We start from the raw sequence: 18,945 nt of genomic DNA on the forward strand, positions 1-18,945 counted from the left end.
CGGATTGCCGGGCGTGTAGGCCGTCCAATTTACGCCGCCGTCCGTCGAATACTCCATCGTCGCATCCGCGCCCGTGATCGTATTTGACTCATCATCCGCCGTTACATTTGGCGCAGCGGGGATCGGCTCGGCCGACAGGACAGCTATCGTCGCCCCAAAGCGCGCCACCTTGCCGTCCGCATCCACTTCCGCGACTCCGATTTTGTCGCCGTTTGCGGCCGGGATCAGGCCGTCGCTCGGCAGCTCCGTATAGCCCGTCACCGTAGCGCCTACAAACGGTACAACCACGTCGCCATTCTCAAAATTGTAATAGACCAGCTTCTTGCCTTCTTGCAGCGTCTCCTCTAAGACAATCTTTGTCTTTCCGTCATTGCTTGCGCCGCTCGGATCGCTCGCCGTCACCGTTAACCCCGAGGCCGGCGTTGTGTCGCTGACCGCAATCGTCAGCGTCTGCGGCAAGCCCGCGCTGAAGTTGAACGTCAGCGTCGTTGTACCGGCTGGCTGCGCAGCCAGGTACTCCTTCTTGATCGTCACGGTCGAACCGCTCACCGTGTAGTCGATCTCTAAACGAAGCGGCGCCGCACCATTGACAATGCTGCCGAGCGCATTGCCTTTCAGCGTCAACGTCGTGGTGACATCCTGGTAATGCCCGGCCGACGTGTTGCCCGGGTTCTTATCAAACGTTGCCGTCGTCGGGTCGATCGTGCTGTTCTCCGGCGCGGTAACCGTAATCGTTGCCGTGCCCGTTTTCGTATCGTCAACCGTAGAAGTAGCCGTGATCGTGTAAGCGCCCGTCGCCGCGTCTGCCGCAACCGTTACGTTCCCGGTGCCGTCAACCGCCACTTTATTGCTCCCGTCGCTGCTGGACCATGTCACCGTCTGGGCGGCTCCGCCCGTGACGCTGACCGTTGCCGTCAACTGCCGGCTGCCGCCCTGCATGATGCTTGCCGTGCTGGGGCTTACGCTCACGCCGGTTACCGCCGGAACGGGTGCGTTACCCGTAACGGCTTGTACGGGAGAGTAGATCGCCTTATTTCCGTTCTCATCTTTCACCAATACGGCAAAATAATAAGACGTGCCGGCTGTTAACCCTGTTACCGTGCGGCTGGTTAAATTCGCAGTCCACTCTTGGCTCACGGTCCCGTTTGTTTCTGCATCCGCAATGGTGGCGATGTTGTTGCCCGCGGAATAAACGACTTTATATTTCAAATCGGAGGGTTGAGTAAAATAATCGGAAGCGGCTGTCCAGCTTAAATCCACCGTCGTTTCCGTAATGGTTCCTTTGGTAAGGAGTCCTTCTCCGCCTGCGCTCGGAGCCGTTTTGTCGACTTGATGGATCCCTCTTACCGGGGACGCGGACGCATAAATTTTTGTCGGAGCCCCTGTCGTCAAATCCACCCGGTAAATGGACGGATTGCCCGTATGAAGATCTGTCACAAATGCCGTATTACTCTCCAGATCCACTACGACACCGCTTGGCTGGTAAATCTGATTGCTATCAAAAATCGTCGTGATTCCCGAACCGTCATAATTAATGCTTTTTAGACTGTCTCCTGTCCCTGGCTCGCCTGCGGCACCCGTTGTAAAATAGATTTTTTGATTGATTTTCTCCAAATAAAGCCCTTGCACCGCTGCATTAGGAGACGACGAAAAAATCTTTGTTGGCGTTCCTGTAGCTAAGTCGACCTTGAAAATTCCTGATTTGGTTGTAAAAATGTCGGAAACAAATGCAACGTTATGCTTCAAATCAATGGCTACATTATCGGGCTGAGTAATCTGATTACCATCTAGAATCGTCGTTAGTCCTGTCCCGTCGTAATTCATGCTTTTCAGGCTATCTCCTGCCACTGCCTCGCCTGTAACACCCGTTGTAAAATAAATTTTTTTATGGACGCCATCCACATAGATCCCTTGAACGGTCACATTAGGTGACGCCAGGATCTTGGTTGGTGCTCCTGTAGCCAAATCGACCCGGTAAATTCCTGATGCTGTAGTAAAAAGATCCGTAACGAAGGCACTGTTGCTCTCCAGATCAACGGCCACACTGTCAGGCTGAATAATCTGGTTGTTGTCCAAAATTGTCGCTATATCGGAACCTTCATAATTCAGGCTCCGCAGACTGTCTCCGGGTCCCGGTGCACCTGGAGAAGTCGTTGTAAAATACAGCCCGTTCAGTGAAGCCCCGAACCCTTTTGCAGGCAGGGTAAACCCCGAGGCTAAACTGAACAGCAATAAAAAAGTAAGGGAGATGCCTGCGAACCGCTTTTTGCTCTTCAACGAAATCCCTCCGGTTCCTGTTACGTTTTCCCAAGTATACCAAGCGCCACTGAACAAATTCTGAACAAGCCCAATATGGCAGGAGCCTCAACATTGCCCAACGGGAATTATTGCACATTGGGCAACGAAGTGCTAGAATCAATTCTGCCGGCACCCGGTTTCAAACGGGAAAAGGAAGGAGGAGAAGAATGAAGCAAAGCTTGCGGGCCATGAAAAAAGAAGCGACGGCGCACGCTTTGTCGGAAGCGGCTTTTGAGCTGGCGCTCGAGCGGGGGTTGGACGGCTTTGTTGTCGACGATATCGTGCAGCGGGCCGGCTACTCCCGAAGAACGTTTGCGAATCATTTTTCCTGCAAGGAGGAAGCCGTGGCGATGGCGGCTCGTCCGCAGAGTACCGACGAAGCGGAATCGCTGCTGGATGCCCTGCCGGAAAGCTCCACTCCGCTCGACGTGCTGTACCTTCTTATGAAGGCTCAGTTTACGGCGGAGATGTTTCGAAGAATGCGCAGGCTGCTCTCGCTGGCCGAGCGTCATCCGACGCTCGAGCCGTATATTCTGAGCCTGTTCCGCCGCCTCCAGACGGAAGGCTCCCAGGTCCTCCGGCAGCTGTTTCCGGACCGTTACCCGGAGGGCTACCGCTACCTGCTGATCGGAGCCGTGTACGGAGCGGTCATGCCGGTTATCGACGGCAGCCTCCAGGTTCTGCTGCCCGGCGATTCCGCCGGCGACACGCCCGGCGCCGCAACCTTCGACCAGTATCTGGATATGACGTTCGGCTACTTGCGGAACGGTTTTTAACCCTATAGACAAAGGAGAACCCTACTGTATGTCTACCTTTTTGTACAAATTGGGCAAACGCGCCTACTCCCGCCCCTGGCTTTTCATTGCCGGCTGGGTGGTTATTCTTGCGGCTGTCCTTGCGCTGCTTGGCATCAATGGAGTAAAGGTCAGCTCCGAAATGAAAATAGAGGGCACCGAATCGCAAAAGGTGCTCGACAAGCTGGAGCAAGAGCTTCCCGAAGCTTCCGGCGGGCAAGGCAGCATTGTCTTCACCGTCCCCGAGGGAGAGCGGCTGGATACGCCCGAGCGGATCGCCGGAATGACCGAAGCGATCAACAAGGTTTACCAGTTTGATTACGTCATCAACCCGGCCGAACTGGCTGCCGCCGCAGGCGCGGGAGGAGCCGCTCCCGGGGGCCAGGCTGCCCCGGATAGCCAGGCGGGCCAGCCGAGTGCGGAAGCCGCACCGGGGGCCCAGGCTGCCCCGGATAGCCAGGCAGGCCAGCCGAGTGCGGGAGACGGCCCGGCAAGCGCCGCAGGCGATCCGGCGGCGCAAGCGGCCGGCGCGCAAGCCGCGCAGGCGGGAATGCCTTCGTATATGCCGCTCATGGTGAACGGAATGCCCGTTCCGGGCGTGCTGATCTCCCAGGACGCCAACGTGGCGCTGTTCCAGTTCCAGTTCACCGTGCAGCAAACCTCGCTGCCCGACGGGGCGCTGGATTCGCTCATCGAAACGGTGAAGGAAGCGGAGAACGGAACCGGCATCACCGTGCTGCCGAGCGACTCTTTGAAAACGCCGGACATTCCGGTCGGCACCAATGAAATTTTTGGCCTTGTGATCGCGGCGCTCGTGCTGATTCTGACGCTTGGCTCGCTGATCGCGGCCGGTCTGCCGATTCTCGTCGCGCTGTTCGGCGTCGGCATCGGTGTCGGCGGCGCCTTCGTGCTGTCCAACACGGTCGTCATGACGTCCATTACGCCCGTCCTGGCCCTGATGGTCGGCCTGGCCGTAGGCATCGATTATGCGCTCTTTATCGTAAACCGCCAGCGCCGCCTCATGATCGACCAGGGGCTGAGCGCCAAGGAAGCCGCCAGCCGGGCGGTCGGCACGGCGGGCAGCGCCGTCTTCTTTGCCGGGCTGACCGTCATCATCGCTTTGTGCGGGCTGCTCGTCATCGGAATTTCGCTCCTGAGCATGATGGCGCTAGTCGCCTCGTTCACCGTGCTGCTGAGCGTGCTTGTGGCCCTTACCCTGCTTCCGGCTCTCCTCGGGCTCGTGGGCGAACGCATCGTCTCCGCCAAAGCGCGCGCCAAAGGCCGCGCCGCCTCCGCCGAGCAGCGGCGCGGGTTTGCGGACCGCTGGGCGAAAGGGGTCGTGAAGCTTCGCTGGCCCGTGATCGTCCTGGTTGTCGCCCTGCTGGGCGCAGCCGCCCTACCCGTCGCAGAAATGGAGCTGGGCATGCCCTCCGGCGCTTCCGCGAATCTGGACACGGCGCAGCGGCAGAGCTATGATGCCATTTCCAAAGGCTTCGGGGAAGGGTTTAACGGCCCGCTTGTCCTCGTGGCCGAGCCAAATACCCCGGGGGACAAAATCACGCCGGAAACGCTGGCCGGTCTGCTCCAAGATATCCAGAAGACGGAGAATGTCTCCGTTGTGTCTCCTCTCGGCATAAACGAAAGCGGGGATATCGCCATCCTGAGCCTGATCCCCCTAACGGGACCGACGGACACAGAAACCCGCGATCTGGTACACGAGCTTCGCGCGGCCGATTCGGCTCCGGCTCGAAATCATAACGTTACGCTCGGCGTGACCGGGTTCACCGCCGTCAACATTGACATTTCGGCAAAGCTGGCGGACGTATTCCCGATCTACATCGGCATCATCGTGCTTCTTTCGCTGATTATTCTTCTTCTCGTCTTCCGGTCCATTCTGGTCCCGATCAAGGCAACGCTCGGCTTCCTGCTCAGCGTCCTTGCGACCTTCGGCTTGACCACCGCCGTCTTCCAATGGGGCTGGTTCAACGAGCTGTTCGGCTTCGACACCGGAGGCCCGCTGTTGAGCTTCATTCCCATCATGGTCACCGGCATCCTGTACGGCTTGGCGATGGACTACCAGATGTTCCTCGTCTCCTCCATGCGCGAATCCTACGTGCACGGGCATCACGGCAAGGACAGCGTAATCCACGGCTACGGCCAGGCCAGCCGCGTCGTTGTCGCCGCCGCCATCATCATGGTTTCGGTGTTTGCGGGCTTCATTTTCACGCATGACATCATGATCAAGCAAATCGGCTTCGCCCTTGCGTTCGGCATCCTGATCGACGCCTTCTTCATCCGCATGACCTTTGTTCCGGCCGTCATGGCCCTGTTCGGCGACAAAGCCTGGTGGCTGCCGAAGGGGCTGGACCGCCTCCTGCCGAATCTCGACGTGGAAGGCGACAAGCTGATCGCAGAGCTGAAAGCCCCCGCAGGCACCGCAGGCAAGGCCAACGCCACGCAATCGCATTAACAAGAAAAGAGCGCCGGCCTCCCCCGTCCACCAAGGGGAGCGTCAGCGCTCTATCTTTATCCGTTCTCGAATCCATCCTGCGCGTCTGCGCAGGATTTTTTGCGCCCGCCGGAATGTCACGTCTTGAAGCCTTTCACCCCATCCGATCGGAAAAGGGAAACCGGCTGCAACCTTTTAACGAAACCCTGCGTTTAGAAATAGGAACACCCACTTCATTCCATCAGGAGGTAAGATCACATCATGAAACCATTTAAAGTCATCGGGGCGGCCCTCACCGGCACGCTCTTGGCGGCGAACGTCATGGCCGCTGCACCGAATCAGGCGGCACCTGTCAAAACGTCGGCCGCCGTCTCGGTTCCCCAGGATTCCAACGAGGGATTGAAGCATGTTCTTGTCATTGACGGCAACGGCTTCTCGCCGGCAGAGGTTCCGCTGTACGCAGACGCAAGCAAAGAAGTTATGGTGCCTCTCCGTGTTGCGGCCGACGCTCTTGGCTATACATTGACGTGGAACCACAGCACGAAAACCGTCGCGCTCGTGAAGGATGCGCAATCGCTGTCCCTTCAAATCGGCAAAAAGGCGTATCAGCTGAACACAACGCCCGTTTCGCTTGATGCGGCCCCCGAGCTAAAGAACGGAAATACTTACGTTCCCCTGTCTTTCTTTGAAAAGGTAATGAAGCTTGAAGTCACGGCAGGCCCTACGGGAACGATTTCGATCGACTCCAAAAAAGAAGGCAGCGGTGAAGCCTCTGTGGACACCATCAAGCAAGGTTCCATCACCAGAATTTCCACCAGTGGAAAATACCCCGAAATCGGAATCAACGGGTTCGGTCATGGCCTTCGCCTGACCATTTCCGACGAAACCGAAATCGTCTCCTCGGACAACCAAAAGCTGACTTTGGCTGACCTGCAGCTGGGCATGTCCATTGAGGTGGAGCACAGCAAAATCATGACAATGAGCCTGCCGCCGATGACGGCTGCGATCAAAATTGTGGTAAAAGAACAAGCCCCCCATGAGGAAACTCTGGGAACGGCCGGGTTGATCGAAGAGGTTACGCCAACCGCCAACGGCACGACCCGCGTTGTGATCAAAGGAGAGAAGCTGAACGATGCCTCCTTTGATACCATTATTCTGAACGTTTCCAGCACGACGCCGATTCTGGGCACGAAGGACAACCAGCCCATCGCCGCCGGCGAGCTGAAAAAAGGCGACACGGTATTCGGCTTCTACGGCCCGATGCTGACCAGAAGCCTGCCGCCGATCGGACAAGCAACCAAAATCGTCGTAGAAAACTAATCTTCCTCTAAAAGCTGCCAAAGAAGCCGCTCAAATGGACCGTCATACCCGGCGAATGACCGGGGGTCAGGTTGAGCGACTTCAGGCAGGACCCTTTTTTCCTCTTAGTATGATGCCCCTTCCAGCGCGGAAGAGAAGCCCTCCACTTCCTTTTCAATCAAGGACAATGCTTCACTCCAGAAAGAGGGGGCATTCACATCAAGGTCCATGAATTTAGCCAGGTCCACGATGTTATTTTTACTGGTTGCGGCCAGGAAAGAACGATACCGGCCTGCAAAGTCTTCTCCCCGCTTCTTATACTGCGCAAACAGGCCCTTCGAGAACAAAAGACCAAAGGAATAAGGAAAATTCAGAAACTCATTGCCCGCTACAAAATAACCGACTTTGCTCATCCACAGGTAGGGATGGAAGGTCGCCGGATCAATGCTATCCCCGTACGCCTCCTTCATGCAGGGGAGCATCAGTTCATTCAGTTCCTCCACAGGAAGCGCACCCGAAGCTCTTCGGGCATATAACCGGCACTCAAAAAGATACCTCGCGTAGAAATCTACAAGGTAGTAAGCGGCATCGGCAAGGCTTTTTTCCAAAATGGATACTCGTTCGGAAGCCGGGGAAATCGTTAACAGGTAATGGTTAATCAAGGTCTCGCAAAAGATCGAAGCCGTCTCCGCGATCGGAATCGGGTAATCCGTATTGAGTATGGTCTCATTTGCCAGGCAGGAGCTGTGATACGCATGTCCGATTTCATGCGCCAGAATGCCGATATCCAAATAGCTTCCAGTAAAATGGACCATAATTCGGCTCTCCCGAATGGGAAGGATATCGACACACAAGCCGTAATTTCCTTTTTCGGGCCTTGGTTCGGCATCGATCCAGCGCTGGTCGAAGACTTTTAAGGCAAAGTCGCCGAGCTCCGGGCTGAACGTATGGAAGCCTGCGATAATGATCTCTTTTGCCTCTTCATACGATACCTTTGCGTCTCCCCCTCCTAACGGCGCAAATGCATCATAAAAAGGCAAGCTTGAGGCGTGACCCAGAGCTTTCGCCTTCATGCGGAAATACCGATGGAACAGCGGCAATTGGACCCGAATGGATTCCATCATGGCGTCCAGCGTGCTGCGCTCCATTCTCGAAGCCGCCAAAACCTTGTCCAGCGGGGAAGAATATCCTTTCAGACGATATACCGTAAGAGCCTCTCCGCTAATCCCATTGAGGCAGGCAGCGCTTTGCTCCGCGATGCTTTTGTACGCTTGCCGCTCTCCCTCATAGGCCGCTTTCCGAACAGAGCCGCTCCGGTCGTAAGCCATCTGGCGCAGCTCGCCAATGGACAGACGCTGACGGTCATCCTCCAAAATGAAATCTCCGCCTAAGGTTGAAATGCTTTTCCGATACAAGCGTTCCCAAGCCTTGGAGCCGGTCGTTTGCATTTTGGAAATGACCGCTTCCAGCTCTTCCTGCAAACTATGTTTCATTTGGGCCTGAAGCTGCTGCAAAAAGAACGCATGCTCCTTCAGGTACTCCGAGGCGCCGATAAAGCTCTCCAGGCCGTCTATTGTCATGAGCCACTGATTGAACTTTATGACAGCCTTTGTAGCGGTTGCGTCCTTCTCTTCGATTTCGTCCAGAAGGGCCATCGCTTCCCTATGATCGCCGTCAGCGGCCAGAACCAATTCGGCATAGCTGGAAAGGCAAGCATACGGAGCCTTATACTCGTTATACCGCTGCAAGAATGACTCCATTGCCTGCACGACCGGTTCTTCCGGTCCCGGCACTGACCATTCATCCAAGCGCTCCCGTTTATATTGAAGAAGTTCCAGGTCTCTTTTGAATTTAGCGGAGGAAAAGGAAGGATAAATACTTTCAAGGTTCCACGTCAAGTCCACCGAATGTCATCTCCTTTAGTTGTTCAAATGATCGGAAGGAAAATCAGCGTCCTTTACATCCTTTCACCTCATTAATCCGAATTGGAAAGTTATTGATTTCACAGCTTATTTCTGAACTATACCATTCTGGGGGGCATTATTCTGGGATTTTTTTAATAAAACCAATAAATCTCTTCGAGGTGAACCGACCGGCGGCAAAAACCGACCATAAAAAGGCCGCCCCATCGTTGGGGCAGCCTTGGTGATCGTTCTCTTGCTTGCTTCCGGGATGAACGGGGGGCAGGTTGACGGCTTATTGCTCTAGCCGAGCAGCAGATACATGGCAATCGTGCTTTTCTGCGGTTCCTCCGGCAGCTGGATGTGCCCTTGTTCCAGGGCGTACCGCTGACTCATCATGCGCAGGCCGTACAGGAACTCGCCGGATACAAACTTGAGCTGCTCGGTCAGCCGGGCCGGCACATCGCGCCCGATCACCGCATAAACCGCCTGGTACAAGGCGTCCATCGCCTCTTTCAACTGGATGTAAAGCGGGTGGTTCTCAAGGTGGCGAACCTCGGGGAACCGTTCTTTTCGGAACACGGGAAAGCTCGGCACAAAAGCATCCCCCTGTAGCTCGACAAAGCCGCGAGCCGCAAGCTGGCGCATCACGTCCTGCTCGACGGGGCCAAGCTCGGACCGCTTCCGGTTCGCCCGAATCACGGATGCGAGAACATCGACCTGGTAGGCCGACAGTTCACCGGCCCGCTCCCACAGGTCATGCATGCCGATCTTGTAGAAGTACATCACGTCCCGTTCGTTCCCTGTTCCGTTGCATCCTTGCAGGATGCTGTACGGGGCGTCATATGCTTCATAGCCGACAAGGTCCCACCGGCCGTCGTGCGGCCGCTTCGTATACGCGTCCGGCACGCCGTTTGCGCGCATGACTGCCCGCGCCAAAGCATCCACCGCCATCGGGATAAGCGTCCAGAGCAGAAAGCTGCGGTCCCACTTCCTCCCCAGCCCCTTTTCCAGCTCCAGCAGCGCGGCGTCCAGCAGGTTCATCAACAGCGGGGCGAAGCTCGCGGCGGTCTCTTCCGCCCGATGGAAAATCTCCCCCTGCATTTGCCGGTCCACAATAATAAAATCCGTTTCGAAACGGCCCTTCTTCACTTCCTTTAGCAGCGTCCCGTCCGTGAGCAGCTTGACCTCGTCCTCCATGTACGGCATCGAAATGCCGAGCTCCAGGCAAAGCTCCTCCAAGCTCAGCGGATTCCGGTAGGCGGCCAGCAGAATATTTTTCGGAATGAGCCGCTCAATAAGCTTCCAAGGCGATCCGTCCTTTCCGTCCGAACCGCTTTTGCCAAAACTGACGTTCTCCGCCTTAAAGCTTCGTGTCCCGACTTCCCTTGCCATTTCGAGTCCCTCCCGTATGTTCTTCCGGCATTCGTGAAGCTTGCGCTTGACCGTTCCTTCCGGCAGGCCCAGCCTCGCTGCAATGTCCGAAAGACGTTCCCCTTCAAAGTAATAAGGCACGATGATGTCACGGTAGCCGGAGGCCAAAAGCGATAACTCGCGCCGCAGCAAGACAAGGTTCTCGCGGAGCAAAAGCTGCTCTTCCGCAGTCGCCTGCCCGTCCGGCAAAACGGCCATCGCCGCATCGCCGAAGACCGTCCCGCTGCGGCGCTTCTTCGCTTTCGCCCAATGCGCATAGCGGTTTCGGGCAATCGTCCAGATCCACCGGCCCAGGTCGTCCGGGCGGCTTCCGTTCGCGAGGCTGAGCAGCGCCTGCGAGGCAATGTCCTGCGCCAAATCCTCCGCTTCGTGCTTGCTGCCCGTCTTTTTCAGCGCATAATAGTAGAGCTTCTCCAAGTAGTCCCGTTGAATGGTCATCGCCAACATGTCCAGCATCCGTGCTTCACCTGCCTTTCTTCTTCATAGTGTCGATTACGGGGGGATGGTTCAGGGAGGGGGGGATTTTTTTGTTGTTTCTTGATTACTTGAAAAACTATCCGCCACCAAAAAGATAGATAATATGGAAATGATTTAAAATAATGTGATTAACATTACAGCTTAAGTAAAAACAAGGGATATAAAGTATTATTTGTAAGATTTGTAATAATGGGGATGCAATAATTGCTATTTTTTGTTTAACATAATAAAAAGGAAGAAGGATACTATGTTTAAAAAAGCAATGTCTATAGTTTTTAGCTTTATTATTTTTATTACTCTTTTACCACCACTTGCTCATGCTGAGAATAATTTAGTCACTCCTGAACTAGCTCAGAAAGCTGCTTTGTATCACATTTTAATGGACATGAAGTACGACGAAGATTCAAAATGGAGAGGTAGCAGGGTAAAGGTCGATAACGCAATTGAAACCTTTAATATGGATGGCTCTTTGAAAAGTTACGTTGTTAACTTAAGTATAGGTAGTCTAAAGAAAGGTTTTGTTGAAGTTTCTGCAAATAAATCTGAGATGCCTATACTAAGTTATGGCTAGGAGAAGTCGGTGCTTGACGACACAACAATAAAAAAGCTGAAAGAAAGTGTGGAAGATAAGTCTTTGCAAAAGGCTTCCCTGAAAATCATAAAACTTTCCCCCTTGCACTTTGGCTTACTTGTTGAAGAAGATAAGAGTCAGGTCAAAATACTTAACACTATGGGAGAAATCATCCAGTTAAATAAAAGTGAAATTACTCAATCTGTTACAGAAAATAATATAAAATCGGTGATTGAGGATTGGAATAAAATTATTACGTTTGATATTGGTTCACCAAGCGATGGTGTTACAGATGACTTGAGTTTTGAAACAGGTACGGCAAGTACTGGTTATATAAGTGGTGTTGATTATGAAGTCCAGCATACTAGTAATCTATGGTCAGGTGCTTCAGGCTGCTCGCCAACCGCTGCATCATCCATTGTAGTTTATTGGGCTAACATAAAAAGATATGACAGTTTAATAAAGAGCGCTACGGGGAGCACATTATCGAGGGATCAGATAATACTTGAATTAAGGCAGGCCATGGGAACAACGAATGTTGGGGGGCAAGGTTCAACCCCTAGTGTTAATGTGGGCCCTGGATTAATTACTCATGCCAAATACCATGGGTATAATAGCCCCCAAGTAAACTACAGACTGACTTCAACATACACCGCATTAAAAGAGGACATGATGAATATTGGTCCGGTGGAACTATTAATTCAAGATCAAACAAGGTATGGAGATCATGCCGTAGTTGGCGTAGGCTACAAAGAATTTAAACAGAGCAATGGATCTTCCTTAGGCCATCAGTACTTGATAATTCATGATAACTGGGATAATAATTCCGATGTTTACCTTTCTTACGGGAGCAATTATTCAAGGATGAGTCATGTGACATTTAAACCACAATAAATTGAAGTGAGATAGATAGAGAAACGTTCTCTATCTATCTTTTACATAAGGAGTCTTTAAAGCATTTTCCGTTTTTCTCTTAAACAAATAGTCCAATCTTATTACTTTTTATAATATGGAGGACCCACGAGTTGAAAAAACGACCTTTATTCATTCTGATCGCCTGCCTTGTCCTGCTCACAAGCGGAATAACCGTTTACCAGCGGTTCAACCGCACACTCCCTCCTCTTTCCCAGCTATACCCGGGCGCCATTAACCAAATCGACCGAATTGAAATTCGAAACAGGTTGGATTTGCGCGTCACAAAAGACCCGAAAAAAATTGAAGAATGGCTGAGCAAGGTGAAGGATAGACCGTTTCATCTGCAATTCTCCCAAATAGAAAGAAACGGGGGAGACAAGTACATGATTTATCTCTATGAAGGAAACGAGATGAAGTTCACATTTTCCGATTACTCCATCCAAGGGAAGTACTATAAGATAGACTCCGCAATGAAAAACGCCATCGAATCCTTATTTAAAGCCTCTTCAACACTACCTAACCCGTGAACGTTCCATAGAAGAGTAAACGCCAGCCTGAAGGGGAGCAACTTTTGTTTTAGGCGCCTCTTTGCCGGGGGATAGTGGCATGTCCGCCCCCAACATCCCCCTGCCTTTTCAATCCCCTACACCGACTCAAACCTTTGCAGCAGCGCCAAGGCTTCCTCATGATCCGGTTCCAGCTTCAGCAATTCCCGCATGTAGTGCAGCGCCTCCGCCTCCAAATCCAGCTCGAAGCAGCAAATGGCCAAACAATAATATACGGTGGAGACAATCTCCTCCTGGTCCTCCTCCACCGACCGTTCCAGAAACCGTTTGGACTCCTCGTACAGGTCCATCTCAAACAGGATCAAGCCGGCGTCAAGCGCGAGGTCATACCGCTGCTCCATGACGTAGTACGACGACCACATCAGCTGAATCCCATGCAAAATATCGTTCCGTTCCTCATCCGTGGCCTCCGGCAACAGATTGGAGATCCGCTTCGCGCTCTGAATGAAAAATTCCGCGTCATAGCCGCCCAACCGCCAAAAGCTCAAGATTTGCTGGAGCTCCATGCTGTCCAGATTGCGGTCCACCCATTCCTTCAAGCTGAAAAACTCGTCCGGGCCAAAGCGCCCCACAAACCGGCGGTAAGCCAATCGGGTTTGGGTGCAGGCCATCGGCGCATTTGTGTGGAGGATACACCCCACATTGATATTTTTGTAATGATGCGGAGGAAATAACGCGAGCGCCCCCCTCTGCTGCAAAACGTGCTGAATCGCATGGTAGTTCGTCGTTACCGAAAAGCTCCCGTGCAGGATCAGCTCCGGCGGCTCCGCGAACTTGAAGTCCTCCAGCAAGTGATCGCCTTTGTCCGCGGTCAGCAAGAGAAGGCCCGCCCCGGAAAGCCGGTTCAACCGGTCCAAACAGCTTAACGCGGCGGCGGGAAACAAAATGTGCGAGTCTTCCAAATGCTCCTGATAAACGGCGATGACATCCCGGTAAGGATACGTTTCCTGCTCGTACTCCGGCGCCCGCCGATGCTCATAGTGCAAAGTAAGTTGACCCAGCAGCTCGGAGGGCTTCAGCGAGTCCCGGCGCTCCGGGTAGTCCACGAACACATCGGTCTCATATATTTGGCCTTCTCCCACATAGAGAAGCTCTTGCGGAATGCTGTCAAAGAAGTAGTTCCCCACAACGACCAAAGGCTGCTTCAACTCTCCTTCCCCAATGGCCGCTCCGGACACCGTCAACTGCAAAACCGTGTCCTCCACCGCATCAAACCGCGCAAAATCAAGCATTCCCTTCGCCACAAAAGGCTGAAGGGCCGGATGCTCCCGCCAAGCCAACACATTGGTCATCGCCAGATCGGTCATGATATAGCGAAACGGAGGCAGCGCGAGCCCCGCATATTCGATCAACTGACTCAACTCGTGCAGCACATGAAAAGCAAAACGGCCCGCCCCCGCGCCTAACTCTACAATTTGAACGGGCTCTGAAACCTCCCCCTGATTCGCCCGATCCTGAAGAAACCCGAAGATCATCTCCGCATAGGCCGCCGCAATCATGGGATTGCTCGTGATGTATTGCGGAACCTGGTCGTTGTTCCACGCCTTCAAGCCCTCTTCTTCATAATACCTCCGCTGAAGCTCCCAAATAGGGGCTTCACTGTAACGGTAACGCTGCTTGTTCGTCGCTTTCATCTCTACTTTTCCCGCTCTCTGTGAATGATTCGGTCCCATTCCTTTAGTTTGCCTAACCTGTCTCTATCATAACCTTTCCGGGGCTCCCAAACCGCTCCAACTTTTCGAAAAAGGAACCGTACGCTCCTCCAGTGGAACCAAAAGCAGATTTAACCCGGGGAGGGAGCGCCCAAAAAAGCAAAACCCGCCCGAACCTCGACGGTCCCGGGCGGGCTTGGCTAACGTTCGCGGCTTACAGCGCCTGCAGCGCAAAATACGCGACAAACAGCAGCGTGATGAAGTAGAACAGCGGCTTCACCTCGCGGCCTTTGCCCATCGCCAGATGGAACAGCGCGTAGCTGATAAAGCCGACGGCGATGCCGTCCACGATGCTGTTCAGCAGCGGGATGAAGGCAAGGACGAAAAAGGCCGGCAGCCCTTCCTCCAGCCGCTCAAAGGAAATGTGCCGGACGGCCGGCATCATCAAGCCGCCGATAAAAATCAGGATCGGCGCGACCGCCTGATCCGGCACAAGCGAAATGACCGGCATCGCCACAAGCGACAGGAGGAACAGCGCTCCGGTAAAGATCGACGTAAGCCCGGTCCGGCCTCCCGCCGAAATGCCGGCGGCTGCCTCCACGGTGGACACCGTGGGGCTCGTCCCGAAAATCCCGCTCAGCAGCACCGTGAACGAGGTCGCCTGAACGGAACGCCGGAAGCGCTCCGGCCGCCCGCTCATGTTCAACTGGGCGTTGATCAGCCCGACGCTCTCGAACACAAGGACGAGGGTCAGCGAAAAAACCGCAACCGCCATCGTTGTCACCGGTACCCCGGCGAACGTGAAGTGTCCGAACACCTCGCCATAAGCCGCCCAGGAGGAGCCTTCTCCTCCGATGTTCGCCGCGCCGGAAGGCGCAACGCCGAACAGGTAAGCAATCGCCGTCCCGCCGAGGATCGCCAGCAGCAGGTTGCCCGGCACCTTGCGCAGGTACAGGATGCACGTGAGCGCCAAGGTGGCGAGCGTCGCCAGCACGCCCGGATCGGCAAACGACTGCACGGCGATGACCGACGCTTCGTTCGGCGCGATCACGCCGCCTTTGTGCAAGCCGATCAGCACCAGCATGAGCCCGATGCCGACCGAAATGGCTTCCTGCAAGGAAACGGGAATGGCCGCGCGCAGCTTTTCGATGAACGTGGTGAGGCTCAGGGCAAAAAAACACCCCCCGGCCAAAACCACCACAGCCAGCGCCTGTTGCCAGGTCATGCCCATGCCCTGCACGAGCGAATACGCGAACATGGCGTTGATGCCCATCCCCGGCGCGAGAATCAGGGGCGCTTTGCCCCACAGCCCCATCACGAAGCAGCCTGCCGCCGACGCGAGCACCGTCGCCACGATCCCGGCGCTCTGGGGAATCCCGGCATCCGCCAGGATCGCCGAGTTCACAATGATAATATAAACAATCGCAAAAAAGGAAACCGTCCCCGCCAACAGCTCCCCCCGCCACCCCTTGACGGCAAGACCCGCTGCCTCTTTAGGCGGCATGTTGTCCTTTGCTTGCGTCGGTATCGTTTTTTTCCGGTGGACCAATCGAATACCCGCTTTTCATATAGCCCCTCACCCAACCCTTTGCATAAAAGATAGACGGCCGCAGCCGTCCAGAGGGTATTGTAACATAACGGGCCGGGAAAGCCTAATCGGCCAGGAGGAACGCGGTGGCATCAGGAAAACGCGACAGCCCAACACACTTCAGAAGGCGGAAGCCTCTAACCTTTCTCGATTAATGAGTTGACGGCTTAACACAACGTCGTCTCTTCGTCGGCCTCGCCCGCTTCCGCCGAAGGACGGTCTTCCTTCTTCATCCGCTCCGCCAGCACCCCCTTCTCCAACCGCAGGTGCAGCAGCTCCGTCCGCAGGTCCTGCTCAATCAGATGGACGTTCGACAGAATCTCTTCCCCGATGGCCTTCCCCATCTCCGCATGCTGACTGACATACGCCAAAACCGCCCACTGACAGCCTTCGCAGAACTTGATCTTCCCCAACAACTCCTCTTCCTCATCGACCAGCTTTTCGTACACGTCCCAGGTGCGCGTCATGGGTTTCCTCCTTGTGATTCAGGGTTTTGTTGAAGCTTTCGTTTTGTATACGTCTTCTCGGTGAGGTTCATAATAGTGCCATTCGCCAAGCAATTTTTGAAGCTGAGAGCTCATGTCACTCTAAAGAATTGCTGTCCCATTTACGGCCTTTCATCACCCACCCTGGCATTCCGTATCTACTAATACATAAATAAATGATAAATCGTATTTATAAATACTATTATAACGCTTAAATCGTATTCTTGGTAGTTGGAACTGGCAGATAATTCTCTTTTACGCTTAGCATGAGGTGAGAACTCGTGGTGCACAAAGCAAAGAGCGATCAAGAAGCTGCAAAAGCGTTCATTAAAATAGTGGGAGAAACCATCCGGGTGCTTCGCACGGAAAAGGGATTGTCTCAGGAGAAATTAGGCGAGTCGGCCAACCTGAATTCCAATTACATCGGCCAAATCGAACGAGGCGAAAAAAGTATATCCGTTTATACTCTCAAGAAAATTGCGGAGGGTTTGTCCATCTCATTAGAGGAGTTGTTTCGGCAGATCGACCCTGCCGAGCGGACCGACGCTTTAGGGGAGATCGTGGACTTGTTATTAGCCAGACCCACAGAGGAGCATAGCAAGGCGCTGTCTGTTTTGAAGGCTGCGTTGGAATGGAATACACGTAATAAATAAATTAAGGGTAATATTCCTCATTAATACACAATAAAAAGGCACCGATTTGGTGCCTTTTCACAAGATTACATTCGTACGTGATTTATTTCTGCTTTAGGTAACTGTAGGCCTTACTCTTGTCAACTTTCGATATATACTGTTATGGGGTGTATCCGGTCAGCATTAGTTTCTCCTAACTACGTAATAGGTGAACGAGACTACATAAAGTAAAAACCTTAGACGCCTTTTTTAACTTTCTCTTTATGAAACACCTTTTCCGCATAGATAAGGCTCGCTTTACGCAATTGTTCAGCCCCATCACTAGCCCAGAAAGAGATCATATTAAGTCCTCTACGTTTCCGGTCGCCAGTATATTGACTTAGATCAAGCATATAAGCAATATACAGTCTACCGGCCCTATCCCGTACAGTAACTCTCGGGTTTATTCGATGAATTAGGCGTAAGTCCACTAATTCCTCAATGTCCTTTGCCTCATCCTCGCTCCAATCCCTTTCCACCAAAAAGCAATTTGAACGTGATGTAAAACAAAAATCTCTTACTGCTTCAAACAGCTTTTCTAACCGCTCTCTTTCTTCATTTGTATCTCTCTTTAGCTCTTCTCTTTTGGATGAGTCATGCTCTCCAGCAGCTCGATTTACATCTTCAGCCCCAATCTTAGGTCCACGGGGGCCCCCATTTCTTTCACGAGCAACTTCAACAGATCTTCTAAAGATAGTTAAGAAATCACGCGCAACTCCCCCGCTCGCAAGAACTAGACGATCCATAGCAGTATCAGCCATAATTTTCCGAGGGTCCTGAGTTTCTGCCTCTTCCGCAATTCCCCTAAGTACATTAGATAAGAAGGTTCTCGCCATTGAAAACTTTTCCAATGTTAAATCTAAGTCAATTTCTTCAGCGTCATCACCCAACTTTAACCCCTTTGGAGGGTCGCTATGAAGATACCAATCGGTCCGATGTCGAATTGTCCCAACCTTTAGCCAGACTTGATTACCTTTTGTGACTCGATGAAAATAATCCAGAACGTTCGCTTGATCTGCCTTTCTTATATGATACATGTCATCAAGCATCAAAAAAGCATCTGTACCGGCTAACTCAGCTATTTCCTTAAAGAGAGAGCGAAAGTCTATCATATGTCTGTGGAGATAATCTACTTTCGATCTTTTTGAAGCTTCAGTAATTTCCATGCTACTACTATCTTTTAAAACATTAGATGAATTCATGCCGACTTTTACGTTCTTCAGATCTATTCCGGCATTTTCACCTTCGGACATTTCCTGAGCATGCCCTGTAGACCATTTATAATTGAGACTAGCTTGATCTTCGGCATGCAAATTTGAATTTAACTTTTCAATATGACTGTCTAGCTTTTCAATTAGTTGGTTACTTTTTACTTTGTTGAGAGGTGAACGTTCAGGCTGGGCTCCAAAGACCCTTTTCCACCAACTAACTTTACTACCCGAGCTCAAACCCACTTCCTCTACCCAGCTTCTAAATGATTGAAGTGTTGCTATTAAGACACTAATTAGGACATCAGGGTAGCTGTGACTTTTGAACTGTTCCATATCCACAAAGGCTACAGGCGTCCTTTTTAAAGAAAGGTCTCTTTTGGCCTTAAGTAAAAGACTTGTTTTTCCAGAACCTCTTCGACCAAATATAATATGGTTTCTTCTAGACATTGCTCTACTCAACGTTCCTGCGGCTGGTTCTATAAACCTTGTAGTATTCATAGCAGTCGCTCTTGTAGCTTCTTCGACGGCTCGTACTAAAATATCAACATCCGGCGTATTGAGAATATTTTCACTTTTTTTCGCCATCAATATCACCCAATCGTTGAATTATAAGTATATTGTACCAATAGCCAGA

The 18,945-nt window shown here is 52.6% G+C and carries 14 protein-coding genes; 7 read left to right on the forward strand and 7 right to left on the reverse strand.

All coding sequences use genetic code 11. The features are described from left to right. Window positions 1-2,277: X2-like carbohydrate binding domain-containing protein (locus AC6I6H_RS15455; RefSeq protein ID WP_497954831.1), on the reverse strand; the 2,277-nt coding region annotated here is incomplete at its 3' end. A gap of 188 nt (window positions 2,278-2,465) precedes the next feature. Here AC6I6H_RS15455 and AC6I6H_RS15460 point away from each other — a divergent pair. The 3 genes from AC6I6H_RS15460 to AC6I6H_RS15470 all read left to right on the forward strand — a co-directional run bounded on the left by AC6I6H_RS15460 (window position 2,466) and on the right by AC6I6H_RS15470 (window position 6,861). Continuing rightward, window positions 2,466-3,074 (forward strand): TetR/AcrR family transcriptional regulator, encoded by a 609-nt coding sequence (locus AC6I6H_RS15460; protein ID WP_497954833.1) that lies wholly within the window; start codon window positions 2,466-2,468, stop codon window positions 3,072-3,074. Between the two features lie 28 nt (window positions 3,075-3,102). Further along, the gene (locus tag AC6I6H_RS15465) at window positions 3,103-5,562 is read left to right on the forward strand and encodes an MMPL family transporter (protein ID WP_497954834.1); all 2,460 of its coding nucleotides are present in this window, start codon (window positions 3,103-3,105) and stop codon (window positions 5,560-5,562) included. A gap of 240 nt (window positions 5,563-5,802) precedes the next feature. Further along, window positions 5,803-6,861 carry a copper amine oxidase N-terminal domain-containing protein gene (locus AC6I6H_RS15470; RefSeq protein ID WP_497954835.1) on the forward strand — a complete coding sequence of 353 codons (1,059 nt, stop codon included), beginning with the start codon at window positions 5,803-5,805 and terminating at the stop codon, window positions 6,859-6,861. Between the two features lie 104 nt (window positions 6,862-6,965). Here the strand turns inward: AC6I6H_RS15470 and AC6I6H_RS15475 are convergent, their stop codons facing one another. Further along, window positions 6,966-8,648, reverse strand: coding sequence for a M3 family oligoendopeptidase (locus AC6I6H_RS15475; protein ID WP_497954836.1), 1,683 nt, complete (start codon window positions 8,646-8,648; stop codon window positions 6,966-6,968). Window positions 8,649-9,044: 396 nt separating this feature from the next. Then, window positions 9,045-10,631, reverse strand: coding sequence for an RNA polymerase sigma factor (locus AC6I6H_RS15480; RefSeq protein WP_497954838.1), 1,587 nt, complete (start codon window positions 10,629-10,631; stop codon window positions 9,045-9,047). Window positions 10,632-10,899: 268 nt separating this feature from the next. Between AC6I6H_RS15480 and AC6I6H_RS15485 the strand changes: the two genes are divergently transcribed. The 3 genes from AC6I6H_RS15485 to AC6I6H_RS15495 all read left to right on the forward strand — a co-directional run bounded on the left by AC6I6H_RS15485 (window position 10,900) and on the right by AC6I6H_RS15495 (window position 12,665). Then, window positions 10,900-11,223 (forward strand): hypothetical protein, encoded by a 324-nt coding sequence (locus AC6I6H_RS15485; RefSeq protein ID WP_497954839.1) that lies wholly within the window; start codon window positions 10,900-10,902, stop codon window positions 11,221-11,223. Window positions 11,224-11,232: 9 nt separating this feature from the next. Next, a complete protein-coding gene (locus tag AC6I6H_RS15490) occupies window positions 11,233-12,117 on the forward strand; it encodes a C39 family peptidase (RefSeq protein WP_497954841.1) in 885 nt (294 codons plus the stop codon). A gap of 131 nt (window positions 12,118-12,248) precedes the next feature. Next, the gene (locus tag AC6I6H_RS15495) at window positions 12,249-12,665 is read left to right on the forward strand and encodes a hypothetical protein (protein WP_497954842.1); all 417 of its coding nucleotides are present in this window, start codon (window positions 12,249-12,251) and stop codon (window positions 12,663-12,665) included. Window positions 12,666-12,781: 116 nt separating this feature from the next. Here AC6I6H_RS15495 and AC6I6H_RS15500 read toward each other — a convergent pair whose 3' ends face one another. The 3 genes from AC6I6H_RS15500 to AC6I6H_RS15510 all read right to left on the reverse strand — a co-directional run bounded on the left by AC6I6H_RS15500 (window position 12,782) and on the right by AC6I6H_RS15510 (window position 16,411). Beyond that, entirely contained in the window at window positions 12,782-14,338 is a 1,557-nt protein-coding gene (locus tag AC6I6H_RS15500; protein ID WP_497954843.1) for a tetratricopeptide repeat protein, read from the reverse strand. Window positions 14,339-14,570: 232 nt separating this feature from the next. Continuing rightward, window positions 14,571-15,860: an NCS2 family permease gene (locus AC6I6H_RS15505; RefSeq protein ID WP_497954845.1), complete on the reverse strand. Its 1,290-nt coding sequence runs from the start codon at window positions 15,858-15,860 to the stop codon at window positions 14,571-14,573. A 251-nt stretch (window positions 15,861-16,111) separates the two neighbouring features. Further along, complete coding sequence (locus tag AC6I6H_RS15510; protein WP_497954846.1) at window positions 16,112-16,411, reverse strand: hypothetical protein; 300 nt, start codon at window positions 16,409-16,411, stop codon at window positions 16,112-16,114. A gap of 299 nt (window positions 16,412-16,710) precedes the next feature. Here AC6I6H_RS15510 and AC6I6H_RS15515 point away from each other — a divergent pair, with 299 nt between their 5' ends. Beyond that, the gene (locus tag AC6I6H_RS15515) at window positions 16,711-17,082 is read left to right on the forward strand and encodes a helix-turn-helix domain-containing protein (protein WP_497954847.1); all 372 of its coding nucleotides are present in this window, start codon (window positions 16,711-16,713) and stop codon (window positions 17,080-17,082) included. Between the two features lie 215 nt (window positions 17,083-17,297). On the opposite strand, the gene AC6I6H_RS15520 is transcribed toward AC6I6H_RS15515, so the two are convergent. Continuing rightward, on the reverse strand, window positions 17,298-18,896 hold the full coding sequence (locus tag AC6I6H_RS15520) for a hypothetical protein (RefSeq protein WP_497954848.1): 1,599 nt from the start codon (window positions 18,894-18,896) through the stop codon (window positions 17,298-17,300). Between the last annotated feature and the right edge of the window lie 49 nt (window positions 18,897-18,945).

This window comes from Gorillibacterium sp. sgz306347, assembly GCF_059735245.1.

Bases quoted from the DNA above. Each gene is read 5' to 3' on its own strand.
- AC6I6H_RS15460 (WP_497954833.1), top strand. From the start codon at position 2,466: ATGAAGCAAAGCTTGCGGGCCATGAAAAAAGAAGCGACGGCGCACGCT.
- AC6I6H_RS15465 (WP_497954834.1), top strand. From the start codon at position 3,103: ATGTCTACCTTTTTGTACAAATTGGGCAAACGCGCCTACTCCCGCCCC.
- AC6I6H_RS15470 (WP_497954835.1), top strand. From the start codon at position 5,803: ATGAAACCATTTAAAGTCATCGGGGCGGCCCTCACCGGCACGCTCTTG.
- AC6I6H_RS15480 (WP_497954838.1), bottom strand. From the start codon at position 10,631: ATGCTGGACATGTTGGCGATGACCATTCAACGGGACTACTTGGAGAAG.
- AC6I6H_RS15485 (WP_497954839.1), top strand. From the start codon at position 10,900: ATGTTTAAAAAAGCAATGTCTATAGTTTTTAGCTTTATTATTTTTATT.
- AC6I6H_RS15500 (WP_497954843.1), bottom strand. From the start codon at position 14,338: ATGAAAGCGACGAACAAGCAGCGTTACCGTTACAGTGAAGCCCCTATT.
- AC6I6H_RS15505 (WP_497954845.1), bottom strand. From the start codon at position 15,860: ATGCCGCCTAAAGAGGCAGCGGGTCTTGCCGTCAAGGGGTGGCGGGGG.
- AC6I6H_RS15510 (WP_497954846.1), bottom strand. From the start codon at position 16,411: ATGACGCGCACCTGGGACGTGTACGAAAAGCTGGTCGATGAGGAAGAG.
- AC6I6H_RS15520 (WP_497954848.1), bottom strand. From the start codon at position 18,896: ATGGCGAAAAAAAGTGAAAATATTCTCAATACGCCGGATGTTGATATT.